The organism is Haloferax larsenii (assembly GCF_024730625.1).
Taxonomy (GTDB): domain Archaea; phylum Halobacteriota; class Halobacteria; order Halobacteriales; family Haloferacaceae; genus Haloferax; species Haloferax larsenii.
The window spans coordinates 669756-686641 of sequence record NZ_CP078063.1 but is presented as its reverse complement, the minus strand read 5'-3'; the positions used below and the strand labels follow the sequence as shown (position 1 = coordinate 686641).

Below are 16886 nucleotides of genomic sequence, written 5' to 3'. Positions count from 1 at the left end.
CTCTTGTCTGGTCAAGTGTTATTTATAAGTCTTCGAATAATTCGAGATACTCGGAAACGAACGACCGAATCTCGTCGTACGTCGGTGGTACTCCGTTCCGGACGAAGTGCCCGGCGACGGCGTTTCCGACGACGAGCGTCGACGCTTTGCTCAGGTCGAGGACGTGCCCGAGGGCGAGTCCCGCGTTGAAGTGGTCGCCGGAACTGGTCGTGAGAATCGGGTCGTCGGTTCGCGGAACCGCCACGGAGACGGCTTCTTCCTCGTCGACGAGGTGGGCAGCGTCGATTCCGTGGCCAACGAACCGAGAGACGTCGAGGTGGTCGAACGCGGCGCGGGCTTCCGTCTCGAAATCCGTTTCTTCGACTCCGGCGAGTTGCGCGAGATAGCGCGTCTCGTACCGGTTCGCGGAAACCACGACGTCGACGACGTCGTCGAGCGCAGAGACGCGGTCGATACCGGCGGCGACGACAGCCGGTTCTCGCTTTCGGAGGTCGCCGGGGTCTAAAAGCAGCGTCTCCGGGGGGGACGAGAGCGTCGGCCACAGGTCTTCCCGTAGGCCGCGTACCACGTCGGGAAGTTCGGGCATCTCCGACCAGTATCCGACGCCGAGGAGTTCGGCCCCGTCGACCAGTTCGACGAGTCTGTCGTGGCCGACTTTCGTTTCGATGTCTGCCCAGTCGAGCGTCATCGACCCCCCAATCTCGCTGAGCATCAACTTCCCGTCGTCGAACTCGATGGCGTCGGTGTACCCCGGTTCGCCGAGTGTCTCCAGCGGGAACTCGCCGAACTCGTCGACGAACGGTTCTTCCGGCGGTTCGCCGAGACAGCCGACGATGGCCGGGTCGTACCCGAACTCGCCGAATGCGCGGGCGAGGTGGCTCGTGTGGCCACCGGTTCTGACACCGTCTTGTATCCACTCGAACGTGAGCGAACTCTCGGCTTCGACCGAGTCGTTCACGCGCTCGGCGAAGGCACTCAGGGTCGGTAGTCGTTCGTACGCTGTCGCCGACTGTCGCTCGGAGACGAACTCCCGAACGCGGTCGATATAGCCGTCGAATCCAAAGACGACGCGCCCGCCGTCGACCGTCTCCGGCAGTTCGTCTCGGCAGGAGTCGACCGCCTGCCTCGTCGCCTCGTCTGGTCGAGTCATACCACGCCTTCGAAAGCGCGTAGATTAGGTGTTTACCTCGGCGGCAACGCTGGCGATTACTTCATCGGAAACGCTGGCGACGGCGGCACTTTCGACGCCGTCTCATCTGCCGTCTTCGGTCGTGATTTCGAATCGAGCGCCGCCCTCGTCGCTATCGAAGAACCAGACGCTCCACCCGTGGGCGTTGACGATGCTCTGGACGATGTTGAGGCCGAATCCGGTTCCGTCGGGGTTCGTGGTGTACCCTGCTTCGAAGACGCGCGCTCGGTCTTCGTCCGGGATGCCCGGCCCGTCGTCTGCGACGTAAAACCCCGCTCTGTCGTCAAGTTCGCCGATTCGAACCGTCACGTCGTCGCCGCCGTGTCGAATCGCGTTCGCGAGCAGGTTTTCGAACAGTTGCCGGAGCCGTCCTTCGTGTGCCCGCAGATGCATATCCGTCTCGAATTCGAGTGTCGCCTCCGGCGCGTCCGCCGCGGCGATATCCCACGCGTCGGATGCGACGCGGCGAAGCGAGAGGTGTTCGACTTCGTCGACCGTCTGACCGTTTCGCGCCAGTGCCAGTACGTCTTGGACGATGTCCTCGATTCGGTCGAGTGCGTTCTCGACGCGGCCGAGTTCGTCACCGTCGTAGTTCTCCTGTGCGAGTTCGAGGTAGCCGTTTGCGACGCTGAGCGGGTTCTGGAGGTCGTGGGAGACGACCGACGCGAACGACTCCAGTTGCTCGTTTTGCCGCGCGAGTTCGCGCTCGCGCCGCCGCAAGAGTTGTTCGCGTTCGACTCGGTCGAGTGCCGCCCGTGCGTTCGCCGCCAACACCCTCGCTAACGGGATTCGCTGGTCTGACAGTCGCCCTTCGTCGACTGCACCGACGAAGAGGACCCCGTGGTCCGGTATCGGAACGAGCAGTTCTTCGGTGATGTCCGTATCCGGGTCGAACCGTTGCGGGTTCGAATCGACTTCGTCGTAGTACCGGAGTTCGCCCGACTCGAACACTTCCCACGAGAGGCCCGTTCCGCGCGGAAGCGGCGGTATCTCACCGAAGAGCGCTTCCGCCGCGTCGGTAAACGCCACGGGGTCGAGCGTATCGTCGGATTCGTTGTACAGCATGACGCCGCTGACTTCGTAATCGAGGACTTCCCGTGCGGCGTCACAGACGGCTTCTCCCACCGCTTCGCGACTCGTCGCGCTCGTCAGTTGGCGAGTCGATGCGTGGAGGGCGTTGAGTCGCTCTTCGTATCGCTTGCGCGCCGTGATGTCCGTCGAGATACCGACCGCACCCGTCACCGACCCGTCGCTGGCGGTAATCGGCGAGATAGCGAAGTCGACGACGTAGTCGTTGCCGGGCAGGTTGAGTTGGAGCTCGAACCGCTCGATTCTACTCTCTCCGCGGAGGATTGCGTCGAACGCGTCCGCCAGCAGTTCGTACTGCTCGTCGTCGAGTAACCCAACGTCACAGGCGACAGAAAAGTGATTGCCGACGAGCGACTCCTTCGGAAGGTCGGTCCGAGAGAGGGCGATGTCGTTGACGTACTGGAGCACGCCGTCTTCGTCGACGACGTAGGCTCCTTGCTGGATGCTCTCGATTATCGTCTCGTAGCGTTCGAGGCGCAATTCGCGCTTTCGCTGGTCGTCGATATCGCGAGTCGTGACCACGAAGCCGTCGACGGACGTGTCGGTCTGATTGCTCGCGACCGACTCCAACCACCGCCACGACCCGTCGGCGTCCTCGAACCGGTACCGAATCGGCTCTTTCGTGTCGTCGCCGGTGCGGAGCGACTCCGCGAGTATCTCCTCGATTTCGTCTCTGTCGTCGGGGTGGACCTGGTCGACGACGTGCTCGCCGACCAGTTCTTCTTGGTCGTAGCCGAGAACGCGTTCGACGGCTGGGCTCTGATAGCGGATGGTGCCATCCGAGCCGATGACGGTGATGATGTCTCGAACGTGCTCGACGAGCGCCTGAAATCTCGCTTCCGTCTCGTGTTGCTCGCTCTCGTCGCGGACCGTGACGAGGACGCCGTACTCGTCTCGGTATTCGATATCCTGTGCGTTAGCCGAGCACGCGTGTATCTGGCCGTCGCCGTCGACCATGCGCACGTCGTAGTTGTTGGGAGCATCTTCGCCCCGTCGGCGTCGTTCGTATATGTCTTCGGTTCGGTTGCGGTCGTCGGGGTGGATGATATCCAGAAGGCCGACCTCGGCGATTTCGGCGTCGTCGAGACCGACTAGCTCGGTGAATCGTTGGTTCCAAAACTTGTAGCCATCGTCTTGAACGATGAAGATGGCGTCGTGGCTCTGCTCGACGATGGTGCGGTAGAGTGACTCGCGCTCGTCGGACTCGCCAGCCCACTGTGAGAACTCGGATACGCGCTCGATGCGGGCCGCGAGCGCGTCGGCACCACCGTTCGTCACCGGCTCCTCGGCGACGAGCGCGCTACTCTGTGCCGTCACCGTGGCGGCGCTATCCGACTCACCGGCGAGGAAGAACACGGGAATATCTCCTACGCGGTCACGAATCTCGGAGACGAAGCCGGTGTCGGGCTCTCCTCGAACGACGACGCTGACGACCGCGCCGTCGAGTGCATCGACCACCGACGACCGCTCCGAGAAGACGTCGACTGTGAGTCCGCGTCCTTCGATGGCGGGTGTGAGCTGACACTCGCCGCCTTCGTCGACGAGCAGGACACGGGACTCGCTCATACCACCTAGCACTTTTTGGCGAGTGTATATATCTCACGTCACTCGTCGGCAGCCTCGGAGCATGAATGGTAGTTTCTCCCACTCCTGGGTGGGCTGCCTCGACCGTCGGTTACATGGTAATCCCAAAGAGACGTTCGTGACATGGACGACTTTCCCGCCGACGCCGCTGCGGTCGTCCAGCGGCACATCGAAGACGAACACGGCTATCTCTCGTGGCTCAACACCCGCGTCGACGCCATCGAGCGTGGCCGCCTCGTGATGACGATTCCGTACGACGAGAAGCTCACGAACACGGTGTCGCCGCCGACGATTCACGGCGGTATCGCGGCCACACTCATCGATACTGCTGGCGGCATCGCCCTCCGAACCATGCTCGACGACCCACTCTCTGGCGGCGTCGCGACGATTAACCTCAACGTCAACTACCTCCGCCGCGCCTCGGGCGACCTGACCGCCGTCGCCGAAGTCGTCCGCGCCGGTGGGAGCGTCGGCGTCAGCACCATCACCGTCGTCAGCACGGACCCGAAAAAAGACGAAGACGTCGCGCGTCGGCAGTCCCCCTCGACCGAGTGGGACGACGCCGTGGCGACGGGACAGGGCGCGTATCGGCTGTTCCGAGAATAAGCTGAATTCTGCGGACGCCTCTTTGTCCTCCTATTCGAACACTACCTCTTCCTACTCGAACGCTCCTTTCTCCTCCTATTCGAACACTACCTCTTCCTATTCGAACACTCCTTTGTCCTCCTACTCGAACGCTATCTCCTCGATAGTCGTCGTCTCGCCGAACAGCCAGTCTGCGTGTTCGACGGCGTACTCCTTGTGGTCCGGGTCGAGGTAGCCGAGTGCGTCCGTGACGAGCATCGGTCGGTAGTCCCGAAGCCCGGCGCTGCCGGCGGTGTGGAGGACACAGACGTTCGCGAGCGTGCCGCAGATGAGCAGGTCGTCGATGCCGTGTGACTCCAGCCACCCTTCGAGTTCCGTCTGGTAGAACGCGTCGTAGGTGTGTTTCTCGACGACCAAATCGTCGTCGCGAACGTCGAGTTCGTCGACCAACTCGGCGTCCCACGTCCCCTCGACGACGTGTTCGCCCCAGCGTTCGAACTCGTCGTAGTAGTGGGCGTCTTCGAACTGCTCCGGCGGATGTACGTCGCGGGTGTAGACGACGCGAGCACCGGCCTCGCGGGCGCGTGAGACAACCGTCTTCACGTGGTCGAGAGCACTCTCGCTTGCCGGGGCGAACAGGCTCCCGTCAGGATGGCAAAAGCCGTTCTGCATGTCGACGACGATAACCGCGGTTCGTGTCGGGTCGAGTGGCATACGTGGGGCTAATGGCGGCAGACGCAAAACGCTACGCTCTGTCGAGACACGAAGGCAAACTCCGATTCAGTTTCCCCCGGCGAATCGGACAAGGTACTTCCCTTCCGGGACTAAGTTGGGGGTATGCGAACCACCGGTCTCCGCGTCATCTTCGTCGCAGCCCTGTTGGTCCTCGCTGGCTGTGCCGCCCCGACGGCGACGCCAGGGGCCGACGATTCGTCGACTGCCGACACGCCCGCTCCCGACAGGGAGGGCTTTGCCGACCCCGACAGTGACGTCCTCGGGTGGGAAAACGGCTACTGGTTCGACGAACCCATCGACGTCGACCAGTCCGACGGCCTGAACGACTCCGAACTCGAAGCCTACGTCGCACGCGGGATGGCCCGCGTCGAACACATTCGAGAACTCGAATTCGACTCGACGGTTCCCGTGAGCGTCATCAGTCGCACGCAGTACCAACGCGACAACGCAGGCCGTTCGGGGTCGGCCGACTCCGAGTTCAACCGCTGGAACGACCAGGTGTGGGAAGCGCTCTTCGTCACCGGCGAGTCAGAAGGCAGCGCCTCGGCGATTAGCAACACGACCGGAAGCTCCGTCCTCGGCTTCTACTCGCCCTCTGACGACGAAATCAAGATTGTCACCGACTCCACCGGTGCGCCGACAATCGACAACGCGACGCTGATTCACGAACTCCACCACGCCTTACAGGACCAGCACTTCGACCTGACCGACGAGCGCTACCGCAGCCAGACCCAAGACGGTGACCTCGCTATCGACGGCGTCGTCGAGGGCGACGCGAAACTCGTCGAACTCATGTACACCGACCGCTGCGAGGCCGGCACGTGGGACTGCGTGAAGACGCCCAAAGCAGGTGGTTCCGGTGGTGGCTCTGGCGGTTCCGGCCCCAACCTCGGCGTCCTCCTCACTATCTTCCAACCGTACTCTGACGGTCCGGTCTACGTGAACGAACTGTACGACTCGGGTGGTTGGGCGGCCGTCAACGACGCCATGCGCAACCCGCCTGCCTCCTCCGAGCAGGTCATCCACCGAACCGACGAGGAACCGCGGCCAATCGAATTCGAAGACACCGGGACGAACGGTTGGGCCACCTTCCCCGACCAAGGAGTCGATGGCTCCGACACCCTCGGTGAGGCATCCATCTACGCGATGTTCTGGTATCAGGCCCGGACGAGCGGTGCCGACACCGTGAACGTGCGCTCGCTACTCGACACTCGTTCCGCGTACGACACGTACAACTACGACGCCAGACCCTCGGCTGGCTGGGCCAACGACCGGCTGTTCCCGTACCGGAACGAAGCCGACTCCGAGACCGAGTACGGCTACGTCTGGGTGACCGAGTGGGACACCGAGAAAGACGCCCGCGAGTTCGAGCGAGCGTACCTGAACATCCTCAAATCGCAGGGCGTCGCCCAGCAGAACGACGGCGTCTACGTCATCCAAGAGGGGCAGTTCGCTGACGCCTTCCGCGTCGTTCGGTCCGGCGACCGGGTCGTCATCGTCAACGGGCCGACCCCCGCGGACGTGGACGAAATCAGACCCGGGTTGGCGGCGTAACCTCCCACGCTGGGCGAGAGGCTTTTTCCTCCGCCGACCCTGTCCTCTCGCATGCATCGGTCCCAACTCGCCGCCCTCCTCTCTGTGTTTCTCCTCGTCGTCGCCGGGTGCTCTGCACCCGTCTCGACGCCGGGGGCGTCACCCACAGACGCGCCTCCCACTGAGACGACGGACACGTCTTCCACGTCCTCGTGGCCCGATGACCCGCCGACCGACCGACTCGGTTGGGAGGCGGGCTACTGGCACAACGAGAGCATCGACGTGAACCAATCTGACGGCCTCAACGCGACCGAACGCGAGGCGTTCGTCGCTCGGACGATGGCGCGCGTCGAAGTCGTGCGTGATTTGGAGTTCACCGACCCGGTCCCGGTCGAAGTCATCTCGCGCGCGGAGTACCGCAATCAGTCGGACGACGCCTCGGACCCAGTTCACGCCGACTGGAACGACCAAGTCTGGGAGGCGCTCCTCCTCGTCGGTGAGGACCGCACCATCGAACAGGTGTTCGACGAGATTTACGGCGGTGCGGTCCTCGGCTACTACTCGCCTTCGGAGGACCGAATCGTCATCGTCAGCGACAGCGACACGCCGGCCATCGACCGCCGGACGCTCGCACACGAACTCCACCACGCCTTGCAGGACCAGCACTTCGGCATCAACGGGTCGCCAGCGACGCAGGATGCTCAACTCGCCGAGAACGGTCTCGTCGAAGGCGACGCCCGGTACGTCGACCGCCTGTACGAAGACCGCTGTGACGCGGGCGAGTGGGAGTGTGTCCCCCGCCCCGAGCGGAGTTCCGGAGGCGGGTCGCTGGACTTCCCGGTCTTCCTGACCATCTACACGCCGTACAGCGAGGGACCGACGTTCGTCACCGAACTCCACGAACGCGGCGGCTGGGAGGCCGTCAACGACGCCTACGAGAACCGGCCAGTCTCGACCGAACAGGTGTTGCACCCCGAGCGGTATCCGGACGAGCGCCCGGTCGAGGTGACAATCGAGGACCGGTCGTCGGCCGACTGGACGCGGTACGAAACCGACCCCGTCGGTGACACCGTCGGCGAGGCGTCCATCTTCGCCATGTTCTGGAAACACGGGGCTATCGACAAGACGGACCTCCAGCGCAACCCCGGGCCATACTCGGCGTACAACTACACGAGCGCCCCCTCTGCGGGCTGGGGTGGCGACCTCGTCGTTCCGTACCGCCCCGCGTCGGACGAGGTGGCCGAGGCGAACCCGAACGACCGCGGCTACGTCTGGAAGACCGTCTGGGACACCGAGAAAGACGCCGAGCAGTTCGAGAGAGCGTATCTGACGACGACGCTCAAACTCCGACTCGGCGCGACGCGCGTGGCTCCGAACACCTACGTCGTCGAAAAGGGGCCCTTCGCCGACGCCTATCGGGTGACGCGACGGGGGAACACAGTTACAATCGTGAACGCGCCGACGGTCGAGGAACTGGACGAGATTCACGGGTGAGCGGAAGGAAGGGGAGCGGAGGAGAGGAGAAAGAACTTGGTTCTCCATTGACAAGAAATCTCCATGTCCCGCCGCGTCGGTTTGTTCGCTACCGTCTCCATCTCGCTTGTCTTCTTCGTCGCCGTCTTCCTCTTCGCTACCGGGGTGTTCGTCCCGTGGGCGAACAGTTGCGGCCAGTCGCTGATGGTCACTCCGGCGGACAACGTCTCCGAGGACGCTGCTGTCGTCCCGTACGACTCGCTTGCTCCCGAGGAGCAAGCACTGTTCGACGACGCGCTTTCCGAGTCGCATGCCGGATTCGACGGCCGCTCGTGGAGTGTCGGAAACGGGTACGTCGAAAAAGACAATACGACCTATTCTACGGGCATACTCGTTTGCTGACCGACTCGTTGGCCATCGCGGTGCAGAACATCCCGCTTCGGCCGCTGTACCCGAGTATACACCTTTTTCATCGGCGGGGCGGAATCTCAGCTAATGAGTGACTTCGATATCGTCGGTCCCGAGGCCATCCGCGAGGGCGTCGCGACCGACGCCTACTTCCAGCGGACCGAGGCCGCACTTCGACACGCGGGCAAGAACCCCCGCGTCGTCGCCGAGGTGACGGCGGACCAGTTCCCCGACGGGGAGTTCGAACTGCTCGCGGGCGTCAAAGACGCCGCGGCGCTTCTCGAAGGCTACGACGTCGACGTGGACGCCATGCACGAAGGTCGCCTGTTCGACGGCGGGCCGGTGATGCGAATCGAGGGCGACTACCTCGAATTCGCCCGTCTCGAAACGTCGCTTCTCGGGTTCCTCTCGCACGCCTCCGGCTGTGCGACGGCCGCCCTCGAAACCCGCGTCGCCGCGCCCGACTCGACGGTGTTCTCGTTCGGCGCTCGGCACGTCCACCCCTCCATCGCCGCGATGGTCGAGCGAAGCGCGCTCGTCGCCGGACTCGACGGTTTCTCGCACGTCGCCGCGGGTGAGATTCTCGGCAAGGAGGCGTCGGGGACGATGCCCCACGCGCTCATGATTGCCTTCGGCCGCGGGAACCAAGCCGAGGCGTTCCGCGCTTTCGACGAAGGGGTTCCAGAGGACGTGCCACGCGTCGCGCTCTGTGACACCTACGGCGACGAAACCGAGGAAGTCCTCCGTGCGGTCGATACGCTCGGCGACCGTCTCGAAAGCGTCCGACTCGACACCACCTCGTCCCGCCGGGGCGACTTCCGACACATCGTCCGCGAGGTTCGCTGGGAACTCGACGAACGCGGCCACGACGACGTCGGTATCTTCGTGAGCGGTGGTCTCGGCCCGGCAGAACTTCGACATCTCCGCGACGAGGTCGAAGGATTCGGCGTCGGCGGCTACATCTCGAACGCCAACCCGGTTGACTTCGCGCTCGACATCGTCGAAGTCGACGGCGAACCCGCGGCGAAACGCGGGAAGCTCTCCGGGACGAAAGAAGTCTATCGCACCGCCGACGGCGGCCACCACGTCGGCCTCCGGGGTCGCCCCGGGCCGACGGACGGCGAATCGCTGCTCGAACCACTCATCCGCGACGGCGAACTCGTCCGCGACTTCGATATCGACGGGGCGGCGCTCCGTGCGCGCGAAGACGCCGAGCGCGTCGGCTTCGGCGACGACTAACTGCGTCGCGCGTCGCAATTTGACCGGTTCAACCTCTCTCGATTCGAACGGTTCGCTCTCCCGCGATTCGAACAACTCCTGTCTTGATGCTCCGAACAGCGCGGCCGCTCTTCGGACTCGCGTCTCCAGAGTGGCACCCACTGAAGAAACAGCGGTCGCTGTGCGAGGGGAAGTGTGTGAGACCCGCCGAGTCCCGTCTTAGAGGGCTTCGACGCTGCCTCCGTCGTCACGCTCGCGGAAGACCTGCCCCTCGAAGAGCGTGACCATCGTATCGTCGTCCTGCCACGCGAGCGGTGACAGTCCCGCCTTTCGGCAGGCGTTGGTGAGGAACTCTTCTTTCGACCAACCGAGTTCGATGGGAAGCGTCGGGTACATCCATCCGTGGGTCCCGCCGGCGTCGATGGCGACGCCGTGTTTCCCGAGTTCCATGTCTGCGACTGGGTCGTTCGTCAGCGTGTAACTGTTGACGATGCAGACGGAGATGTTCAGGTTCGGCAGTTCGGGTGATTCGATTTCGGTTTGACACGAGTCGCCGGAGGCCGCCTGAATCGCGGCATCGACGATTGCGTGACCGAGTTGGTCACTTCCGCGGTAGGCACCGGCACAACCGCGGAGTCGCCCACGTCCGCGTGTTGATTTGATGCGTACGAATGCCCCGGTTCGTGCGTAGAATGCATCCCGCATACTGCCCGGCTGTTCTCGTTGCCCATGAAGAACGTACGATTCGACCGACTCCCGCGCCAATTCGACCGCCCGTGCCCCATCCTCGTAGGTGAGGTGCACGGTCTGCGCCTCGGACATAGTACCACTCAAGGGTTCCGGCGACTTCAACGCTTCCCTCGAGTGTTAACGTGCTGTTACGACGCTTAATGGGGGCATAATGGGTCGTTATCACACGGTATCGGACCCCCAATCGAACCGCTTATCCGAGGGACGAAACTAGAGTAGACCGGCAGAGAGAGCCCGGCTCCCGTGCCCGTTCGGGCATGAGGAAAGTCCCCCCACCGTCCGGATAGGTGACCGGGCGCAAGCCCGGAGTCGGAGACGGCTGGCTCTGGAACAGAAACGAGACCCCTCGACCCGACCGATGATGCGTGCGAACCGACCCGAGAGGGAAGGAAGATAACCCGCAGAGGGCCGACGGTCGAGAATGGATGGAACGGTGAATCCTCACTGGTGCAAGTCCGCGCCGCGAAGGTAGTCCGGACGGCACGCTCGGGTTCGCCCGACGTGCCCTCAGGCTTCGGCCTGGGGAGGACGCGGACGCTAAGCCGAATGCTGGGATGAACAGAAGGGGGCTTACTCCTCTCAGCCGCTTTCGACCGCAGAGCGACAGCGCCGTCCACGACCGTCAAGAACTTTCTTGCCGACTCGCCGCGCCACAGTATGTATGCGCCGTCTTTCGCTCGTTGCTGTCTTCCTCGTCGTCCTCTCTGGGTGTACGGCACCCATACTCCCCGCAGACGACGTGACGACGCAACCAGCCAGTCCGACCGACACGACGACGGCCGAACCCGCGTCGCCGTCGCAGCCCTCGACGACGGAGACTCCCGCTTCGACGACCACCCCGGCTGTCACACCTGCTGCCGGGTACGGCCCGTGGGGTTCTGAACCGGTGGTCGTCGCCGTCGAGGGACCGAACGACGGCCGCGACTACGCCTCCTTCGTCCGAGAGGCAGCAGCGTACTGGGAGACGAACGATGCGAGGTACCTCGGCTACGAGGTCGACTTCGAGGTGGTCGCCGACGCCGAGAACCCCGATATCATCGTCCAGTTCTCGGGCACGGTTCCCGACTGTGGCGGGCAGGCTGACGCCGTCGGGTGTGCGCCCTACATCACCGACAGTCGGCAGATAGACCGCCCGGAGACGATTTACGTCAAGACCGGGTTCAGCGACGACTCGACGGTCGAAATCGTCGCCCACGAGTTCGGCCACTCGCTCGGTCTCGTCCACGGCGACGAACCGGAGGAGCTGATGAACGCCTCTGGAATCCTCTACACGCTCCCGCTGACGGACGCCATCGAGAAGTCGTTCCCGTGGGACGACCCCAACTTCACGGTCCACATCGACGACTCCAATGCGAAAGACCCCGAGAAAGCCCGCGAGCAGGTGCAACACGCCCTCGATTACTACGAGGCGGGCGCACCGGGCATGCCGGATAACATCTCGTTCACCTTCGTCGACGACCCCGAAGACGCCGAAATTCGCGTCTCGTTTTCGGACTCCTCGCCCTGTCGGGAAGGTGCCGCCTCCTGCTCTTCGGTCAGTGGGTTCGACCCTGACGGCGACGAGGCCCTCGAAACGTACAACCACTTCCGCGTGGTCCTCGTCGACCTCGACACCGAGGCTGTCGGGTGGCACACCGGCTACTGGATGGCACACTTCTTCGGTGCCGAAGACGACGCCGACAAGCCAGACCCGTTCCGGAACGCCTCCTACTACGATATACGAAGCGAGTGGTGGGAGTAGGTTCGCGGTGATAGAGTCGTAGAGAGGAGTGAGCGCCTGACTGGCTTGGATGACGGAGAATTGAAATACCGCCGACACAAACCCGGCGAACGTGTCTCCGCCAGACAGACAGACGCCGCCGCTATCTGCCGTCTCGTGGTCCCGAGACGACGCTGACCGTTGGGAAACGGTCTTCTACTATTCGTTTGCCGGATTTTTCGGCGGTCTTCTCCTCCTCGGGGTGCTGCTGTTGCTCGTCGTTACTCCCAGTACCGTCTTGGATGGTGACCCCGGTCACCTGCTACTTCCGCTCCTCGCTTTCCTCTTCGGCGGGCCGTTCTCGCTCGTCACCATCAGCGTCGCCGCCTCGGAGGACTCGCTCGATACGCTTCTCCCGGTCATCGACAGATATCGCCCCAAACCGCTGCTCGTCGCCAGCGTCGCGGGGGCTGTCGCGTTCGTCCTCGCAGGTTTCTTCCCGCCGCTGTTTTACGGGTATCTCGTCGGCTTCGTCGTCCTCGCGGTCTTCGTCTCGGTTCGTCGGACGGCAGGCACGCTCGATGTCGCCAATGGAACTCTCAGCGTGCCGAAAAAGCAGGGTAGCGAGCGCGTGTACGACCTCGACGGGCTTCAGTCAGTGACGACACACCGACTCGGTAGCGTCGTCGTGTTCAGATTTCGGTTCGACGGGTCGCGGAGCCTGACTGGACCGTCGTGGCTCGCAGTCCCTGCGGACCGCGCGGGCGAGGTGCACGCCGGACTGACGCACCTCACCGGTCGTGAGACAGAATCGTCGACCGTCTCGCCCGCTGCTGCTGCGGTTCTCGGCCTGTTTGGCGTCGGTTCACTCGCGCTCGCGGCAGGTCTGTTTGTCGCCTCCCTAAGCGCTTCTGATGGTGACCTCGTCGCGCTCGGCTACATGGCGGCCTTTCTCGCGTTCTTCGGCGTCTTGTTCCTCTTTGTCGCCGTTCGCTCCCAGCGATGACGGTCAGAGACGGACTCGACAATCGAAACGGCCGGGGGCTTCATTGGCGCTGACGACGTAGTGTGGGTGTGACCCCCACTGACGGGTACGACGATACCCGTAGTACGTTCGACGAGAACGCGTTCCGCGACGCACTCGCCGAGTTCGGCGGCACAGAATCGGAGCGCCGGGTCGTCGCACGGCAAGCCCGGGACCTCGTGGATTCGGGGCAGGCCGCAGACGACCGCGGTGCTTCGCTCACCGTCGACGAAATCGTGCGCAATCTACGCGACGCACCGAGAGGCACACCTGCGACGCGCTGGAACTGGTGGCTCGGCGCGCTCGAAGCCGCCTACGGTGGCTACCACGAGTTTCAGGTCCGGCGCATCCCGAAAGCCTGAGGCTCCGCTGTCGGCGTACTCGACCTGTCTGCCCTCCTCCATCACGGACGTTCTCGATAGCGTCCACACCACGCCACAGACTGTTTAGCGGCCGCGACGTCTCGTAGCACGTTCCCGCCACAGATTCACCCATAGTTGTGTATTTTGTTGCCTCTGTGGGGTCATAGTCTCCCGAATAGTACCGTTTCGTCTCCGTTCCAAACCAAAGCAGATTACACGCTTGTTTCTGAAAAGACGTGTAGCGCGACCAAACCAACCCTCCCGAAAACGTTACTCTACAATGACAGATATATACGACGTGATTATCGCTGGTGCGGGCCCCGCGGGTGGACAAGCGGCGCGAGACCTCGCATCTCGTGGATACGACGTTTGTGTACTCGAAACGGAGTCAGAAGACGAATTCCCAAGCCGGAGTAACAAGTCGACTGCGGGGACGTTCCCGTCGACGATGGCCTCGTTCAACATCCCAGACGAGGTCGTGATGAACTTCACCGACGACGTGGTCTTGGAGTCGCCGAACCACCACTTCCGGCGGCACCAACCCGGCGCTGTCCTCGAATTCGCCGACTTCAAGAACTGGCTCGTCGACGAGTCCAGAGCCGACGGTGCCGAGTACCGATTCGGTGCTCGCGTCTCCAAACCGGTGATGGAAGGCGGCGAAATCGTCGGCGTTCAGTACAACGGCGGCGAGGAAGTCCGCGGCGACATCGTCATCGACGCGACCGGCCCGAGCGCGCCGCTCGCGAAGGAACTCGGCGTCTGCGAACTCAAGCGTGAGAAGCAGGCTATCGGCATCGAGTTCGAGTTCGAAGGGATGGACATGAATCCCGACGGGTACGCCGACCTCCGAGACACGATGATGCTTCGCCTCGACCACGACATCGCCCCCGGCGGCTACTCGTGGATTTTCCACACGGGCGAAGACACCGCCAAGGTCGGCGTCTGTTACCTCCAGAACGAAGGTCACCGCAAGAACGCCCAGACCGGGTTCACCATCGACGACTACCTCCAGTACTGGGCCGACACCGACCCGCGATTCGAGAACGCGAAACGAATCGAAGGCATCCAGCACCGCGGGTCCGCCCACATCCAACTCCCCAGCCGCATGAGCACGGACAACTTCATGGCCATCGGCGACACGGTGCCGACCGTCGACCCGCTCTGGGGCGAAGGCATCGACAAGTGCATGCGTTCGGGTCGGATGGCAGCGGCGACCGCCGACCGGGTACTGACCCACTCCGAGCGCGACACGTCCGCGTCGGAACTCGCCATCTACGACAAACTGTGGCACGACCGCGTCGCACCGAAGGCGAAAAACCGGCTGTTCATGACGGAGATGCTCTACCGTGCGTCCAACGAGCGCTACGACGAATTCATGGAAGACCTGCACAACATCTCCCAGAACCGCCTGGAATCCGCGAACAAGGGCAACCCGCTTGCCATGCTCAGACTGCTGAAGTTCGAAGATATCTCTATTCTGCTGTCGACGGCGAAACACTGGTTCTCGAAGTAACTGCCCTCCTAGACGTCCCCGTTTGTCCGCTCTTATGCTTCGTCGTCGAGCACCGCGAGCGCGTCGTCGAGGGCGTCGCGCGCTGCTGCGACGTGGTCGTCTGCCTCGTCGTCTTCGGTCGTCTCGACGTTCGACAGGAGGTGTTCGACGTGGCCGAGACGAGTTCGAACGACTTCGTCGTCCGGCAGTGGTCCGACCGTGAGGTCGCCGGCGACGGCTTCTGCTTCACCCAGCCATCTGCTCGCGTCTTCGCGGACTGGGCGGGTTGCCGTCGCCGCGAGGTTGTCGTGGAGGTCGGAGACGAGACGGTCGAGCGTCGAATCGGTCATGCCACGAGGGTCGTGCCCGACGGAAAAAACGGCAGCGACGCGGCGGGTGGTGGACCGACGAACAAAAGCCCTTCCAGTCGATACGTCTCCCCAATGCAACTCCAATTCCTCGGCGGGGCCGAGGAAGTCGGTCGGAGCGCGATTCTCGTCAACGACTCGTTGCTTCTCGACTACGGGATGCTGACCGGGAACCCCCCGCAGTTTCCCGTCGGCTCTGTCGACCCCGATGCGGTCGTCGTCTCTCACGGCCACCTCGACCACGTCGGGACGGTCCCCGCGCTCCTCTCGGGCGACGACTGGCCGGCAGTCCACTGGACGCCGCCGACCTACGAACTCGCCCTCACACTCGCACGCGACACGCTGAAATTACACGGCGGCACGTACGACTGCCCGTTCACCGAGACGCACATTCGTCGGATGACCCAGCAGTCGGAACCGCACGCCTACGGTGAGACGTTCGAGGCCGCGGGCCACGAAGTCACGTTCTACAACGCCGGTCACATCCCCGGGAGCGCCCACGTTCTCGTCGACGACGGCGAGACGCGACTGCTCTACACGGCCGACTTCCACACCGACGACCAGCGGTTGGTCGCCGGGACCACCGACCGCCCCGACGCCGACGTTGTCATCTGCGAGTCCACGTACTCCGACGTGGAACACGACGACCGGGCGACGGTCGAAGAGCGGTTCGTCGAGTCGGTGCGGACGACCATCTGGGAGGGCGGCACCGTCGTCGTTCCGGCGTTCGCTATCGGGCGCACGCAGGAGATTCTCATGGTGCTCGACGCCCACGACATCGACTGCTATGTCGACGGCATGGGCACGCGCGTCCTGAAGATGCTCCGCAACTACCCCGACTACGTCCGGGACGCAGCGGCGCTCAAGCGGGCGAAGTCCAACGCGCGAATCGTCTCGGGTCGCGACGGCCAGCGGCGGCGCATCGCCCGGCAGAACTCGGTCATCGTCACGACCAGTGGGATGCTCTCCGGCGGCCCGGCGATGACGTACATCCCCGAGATTCGGCAGGACCCGACGAACAAAATCTGTCTCACCGGCTATCAGGTCGAGGGGACGCCCGGGCGCGAACTCGTCGAACGCGGCCGCTGCGAACTCAACGGCGGGGTCGTCCCGGTCGCCGCCCGCGCGGAGATGTACGACTTCTCGGCCCACGCGGACAAACACGGACTCCGTGCGTTCCTCGCCGACTACGAGGACGCACCGGTCTTCGTCAACCACGGCGACCGCTGTGCGGCGTTCGCCGAGGAACTCCGCGCCGATGGATACGACGCATCGGCTCCTGCGGTCGGCGAAGCCGTCGATGTCTGACCCGCGGGACGCAACGGAAAATCAGTCGTGAGGGTTCGTTTTGGGGTCAGCCGTTGCTTCCCCCTGTCG

15 protein-coding genes and 1 other RNA gene are annotated in these 16886 nt (G+C 63.6%); 11 read left to right on the top strand and 5 right to left on the bottom strand.

The features are described from left to right. Positions 1–22: 22 nt before the first annotated feature. Positions 23–1150, bottom strand: coding sequence for a ketohexokinase (gene khk, locus KU306_RS03600; RefSeq protein WP_258302902.1), 1128 nt, complete (start codon positions 1148–1150; stop codon positions 23–25). A 102-nt stretch (positions 1151–1252) separates the two neighbouring features. Next, positions 1253–3844, bottom strand: a complete 2592-nt coding sequence (locus KU306_RS03595; RefSeq protein WP_258302901.1) for a sensor histidine kinase — start codon at positions 3842–3844, stop codon at positions 1253–1255. A 141-nt stretch (positions 3845–3985) separates the two neighbouring features. Here KU306_RS03595 and KU306_RS03590 point away from each other — a divergent pair, with 141 nt between their 5' ends. Next, positions 3986–4468: a PaaI family thioesterase gene (locus KU306_RS03590; protein WP_007540925.1), complete on the top strand. Its 483-nt coding sequence runs from the start codon at positions 3986–3988 to the stop codon at positions 4466–4468. Between the two features lie 120 nt (positions 4469–4588). On the opposite strand, the gene KU306_RS03585 is transcribed toward KU306_RS03590, so the two are convergent. Continuing rightward, the gene (locus tag KU306_RS03585) at positions 4589–5161 is read right to left on the bottom strand and encodes a cysteine hydrolase family protein (protein WP_007540927.1); all 573 of its coding nucleotides are present in this window, start codon (positions 5159–5161) and stop codon (positions 4589–4591) included. A gap of 123 nt (positions 5162–5284) precedes the next feature. Between KU306_RS03585 and KU306_RS03580 the strand changes: the two genes are divergently transcribed. The 4 genes from KU306_RS03580 (at position 5285) to KU306_RS03565 (ending at position 9835) form a co-directional block, all read left to right on the top strand. Further along, positions 5285–6736, top strand: coding sequence for an Hvo_1808 family surface protein (locus tag KU306_RS03580; protein WP_258302900.1), 1452 nt, complete (start codon positions 5285–5287; stop codon positions 6734–6736). Positions 6737–6787: 51 nt separating this feature from the next. Beyond that, positions 6788–8209: an Hvo_1808 family surface protein gene (locus KU306_RS03575; protein WP_258302899.1), complete on the top strand. Its 1422-nt coding sequence runs from the start codon at positions 6788–6790 to the stop codon at positions 8207–8209. Positions 8210–8272: 63 nt separating this feature from the next. Next, on the top strand, positions 8273–8590 hold the full coding sequence (locus tag KU306_RS03570; protein WP_258302898.1) for a DUF7979 domain-containing protein: 318 nt from the start codon (positions 8273–8275) through the stop codon (positions 8588–8590). Positions 8591–8683: 93 nt separating this feature from the next. After that, positions 8684–9835: a nicotinate phosphoribosyltransferase gene (locus KU306_RS03565; protein ID WP_258302897.1), complete on the top strand. Its 1152-nt coding sequence runs from the start codon at positions 8684–8686 to the stop codon at positions 9833–9835. 198 nt (positions 9836–10033) lie between these two features. Here KU306_RS03565 and KU306_RS03560 read toward each other — a convergent pair whose 3' ends face one another. Beyond that, on the bottom strand, positions 10034–10636 hold the full coding sequence (locus KU306_RS03560) for a TIGR00296 family protein (protein WP_007541475.1): 603 nt from the start codon (positions 10634–10636) through the stop codon (positions 10034–10036). Between the two features lie 150 nt (positions 10637–10786). Between KU306_RS03560 and rnpB the strand changes: the two genes are divergently transcribed. From rnpB to KU306_RS03535, 5 genes are all read left to right on the top strand, one after another. After that, positions 10787–11149, top strand: an RNA gene (gene rnpB, locus KU306_RS03555) — RNase P RNA component. A gap of 76 nt (positions 11150–11225) precedes the next feature. Next, complete coding sequence (locus KU306_RS03550; protein ID WP_258302896.1) at positions 11226–12305, top strand: matrixin family metalloprotease; 1080 nt, start codon at positions 11226–11228, stop codon at positions 12303–12305. A 91-nt stretch (positions 12306–12396) separates the two neighbouring features. Further along, positions 12397–13269: a hypothetical protein gene (locus KU306_RS03545; protein ID WP_258302895.1), complete on the top strand. Its 873-nt coding sequence runs from the start codon at positions 12397–12399 to the stop codon at positions 13267–13269. A 68-nt stretch (positions 13270–13337) separates the two neighbouring features. Next, positions 13338–13649, top strand: coding sequence for a WNWW family protein (locus tag KU306_RS03540; RefSeq protein WP_258302894.1), 312 nt, complete (start codon positions 13338–13340; stop codon positions 13647–13649). Positions 13650–13929: 280 nt separating this feature from the next. Beyond that, positions 13930–15162 carry a digeranylgeranylglycerophospholipid reductase gene (locus tag KU306_RS03535; protein ID WP_258302893.1) on the top strand — a complete coding sequence of 411 codons (1233 nt, stop codon included), beginning with the start codon at positions 13930–13932 and terminating at the stop codon, positions 15160–15162. A gap of 32 nt (positions 15163–15194) precedes the next feature. Here KU306_RS03535 and KU306_RS03530 read toward each other — a convergent pair whose 3' ends face one another. Continuing rightward, complete coding sequence (locus KU306_RS03530; protein WP_258302892.1) at positions 15195–15491, bottom strand: DUF8152 family protein; 297 nt, start codon at positions 15489–15491, stop codon at positions 15195–15197. A gap of 93 nt (positions 15492–15584) precedes the next feature. On the opposite strand from KU306_RS03530, the gene KU306_RS03525 reads away from it, so the two are divergent. Continuing rightward, a complete protein-coding gene (locus KU306_RS03525) occupies positions 15585–16817 on the top strand; it encodes an MBL fold metallo-hydrolase (protein WP_258302891.1) in 1233 nt (410 codons plus the stop codon). The last annotated feature ends 69 nt before the right edge of the window (positions 16818–16886 follow it).

Bases quoted from the DNA above. Each gene is read 5' to 3' on its own strand.
- KU306_RS03580 (WP_258302900.1), top strand. From the start codon at position 5,285: ATGCGAACCACCGGTCTCCGCGTCATCTTCGTCGCAGCCCTGTTGGTC.
- KU306_RS03590 (WP_007540925.1), top strand. From the start codon at position 3,986: ATGGACGACTTTCCCGCCGACGCCGCTGCGGTCGTCCAGCGGCACATC.
- KU306_RS03575 (WP_258302899.1), top strand. From the start codon at position 6,788: ATGCATCGGTCCCAACTCGCCGCCCTCCTCTCTGTGTTTCTCCTCGTC.
- KU306_RS03585 (WP_007540927.1), bottom strand. From the start codon at position 5,161: ATGCCACTCGACCCGACACGAACCGCGGTTATCGTCGTCGACATGCAG.
- KU306_RS03550 (WP_258302896.1), top strand. From the start codon at position 11,226: ATGCGCCGTCTTTCGCTCGTTGCTGTCTTCCTCGTCGTCCTCTCTGGG.
- khk (WP_258302902.1), bottom strand. From the start codon at position 1,150: ATGACTCGACCAGACGAGGCGACGAGGCAGGCGGTCGACTCCTGCCGA.
- KU306_RS03535 (WP_258302893.1), top strand. From the start codon at position 13,930: ATGACAGATATATACGACGTGATTATCGCTGGTGCGGGCCCCGCGGGT.
- KU306_RS03525 (WP_258302891.1), top strand. From the start codon at position 15,585: ATGCAACTCCAATTCCTCGGCGGGGCCGAGGAAGTCGGTCGGAGCGCG.
- KU306_RS03570 (WP_258302898.1), top strand. From the start codon at position 8,273: ATGTCCCGCCGCGTCGGTTTGTTCGCTACCGTCTCCATCTCGCTTGTC.
- KU306_RS03530 (WP_258302892.1), bottom strand. From the start codon at position 15,491: ATGACCGATTCGACGCTCGACCGTCTCGTCTCCGACCTCCACGACAAC.
- KU306_RS03560 (WP_007541475.1), bottom strand. From the start codon at position 10,636: ATGTCCGAGGCGCAGACCGTGCACCTCACCTACGAGGATGGGGCACGG.
- KU306_RS03565 (WP_258302897.1), top strand. From the start codon at position 8,684: ATGAGTGACTTCGATATCGTCGGTCCCGAGGCCATCCGCGAGGGCGTC.
- KU306_RS03595 (WP_258302901.1), bottom strand. From the start codon at position 3,844: ATGAGCGAGTCCCGTGTCCTGCTCGTCGACGAAGGCGGCGAGTGTCAG.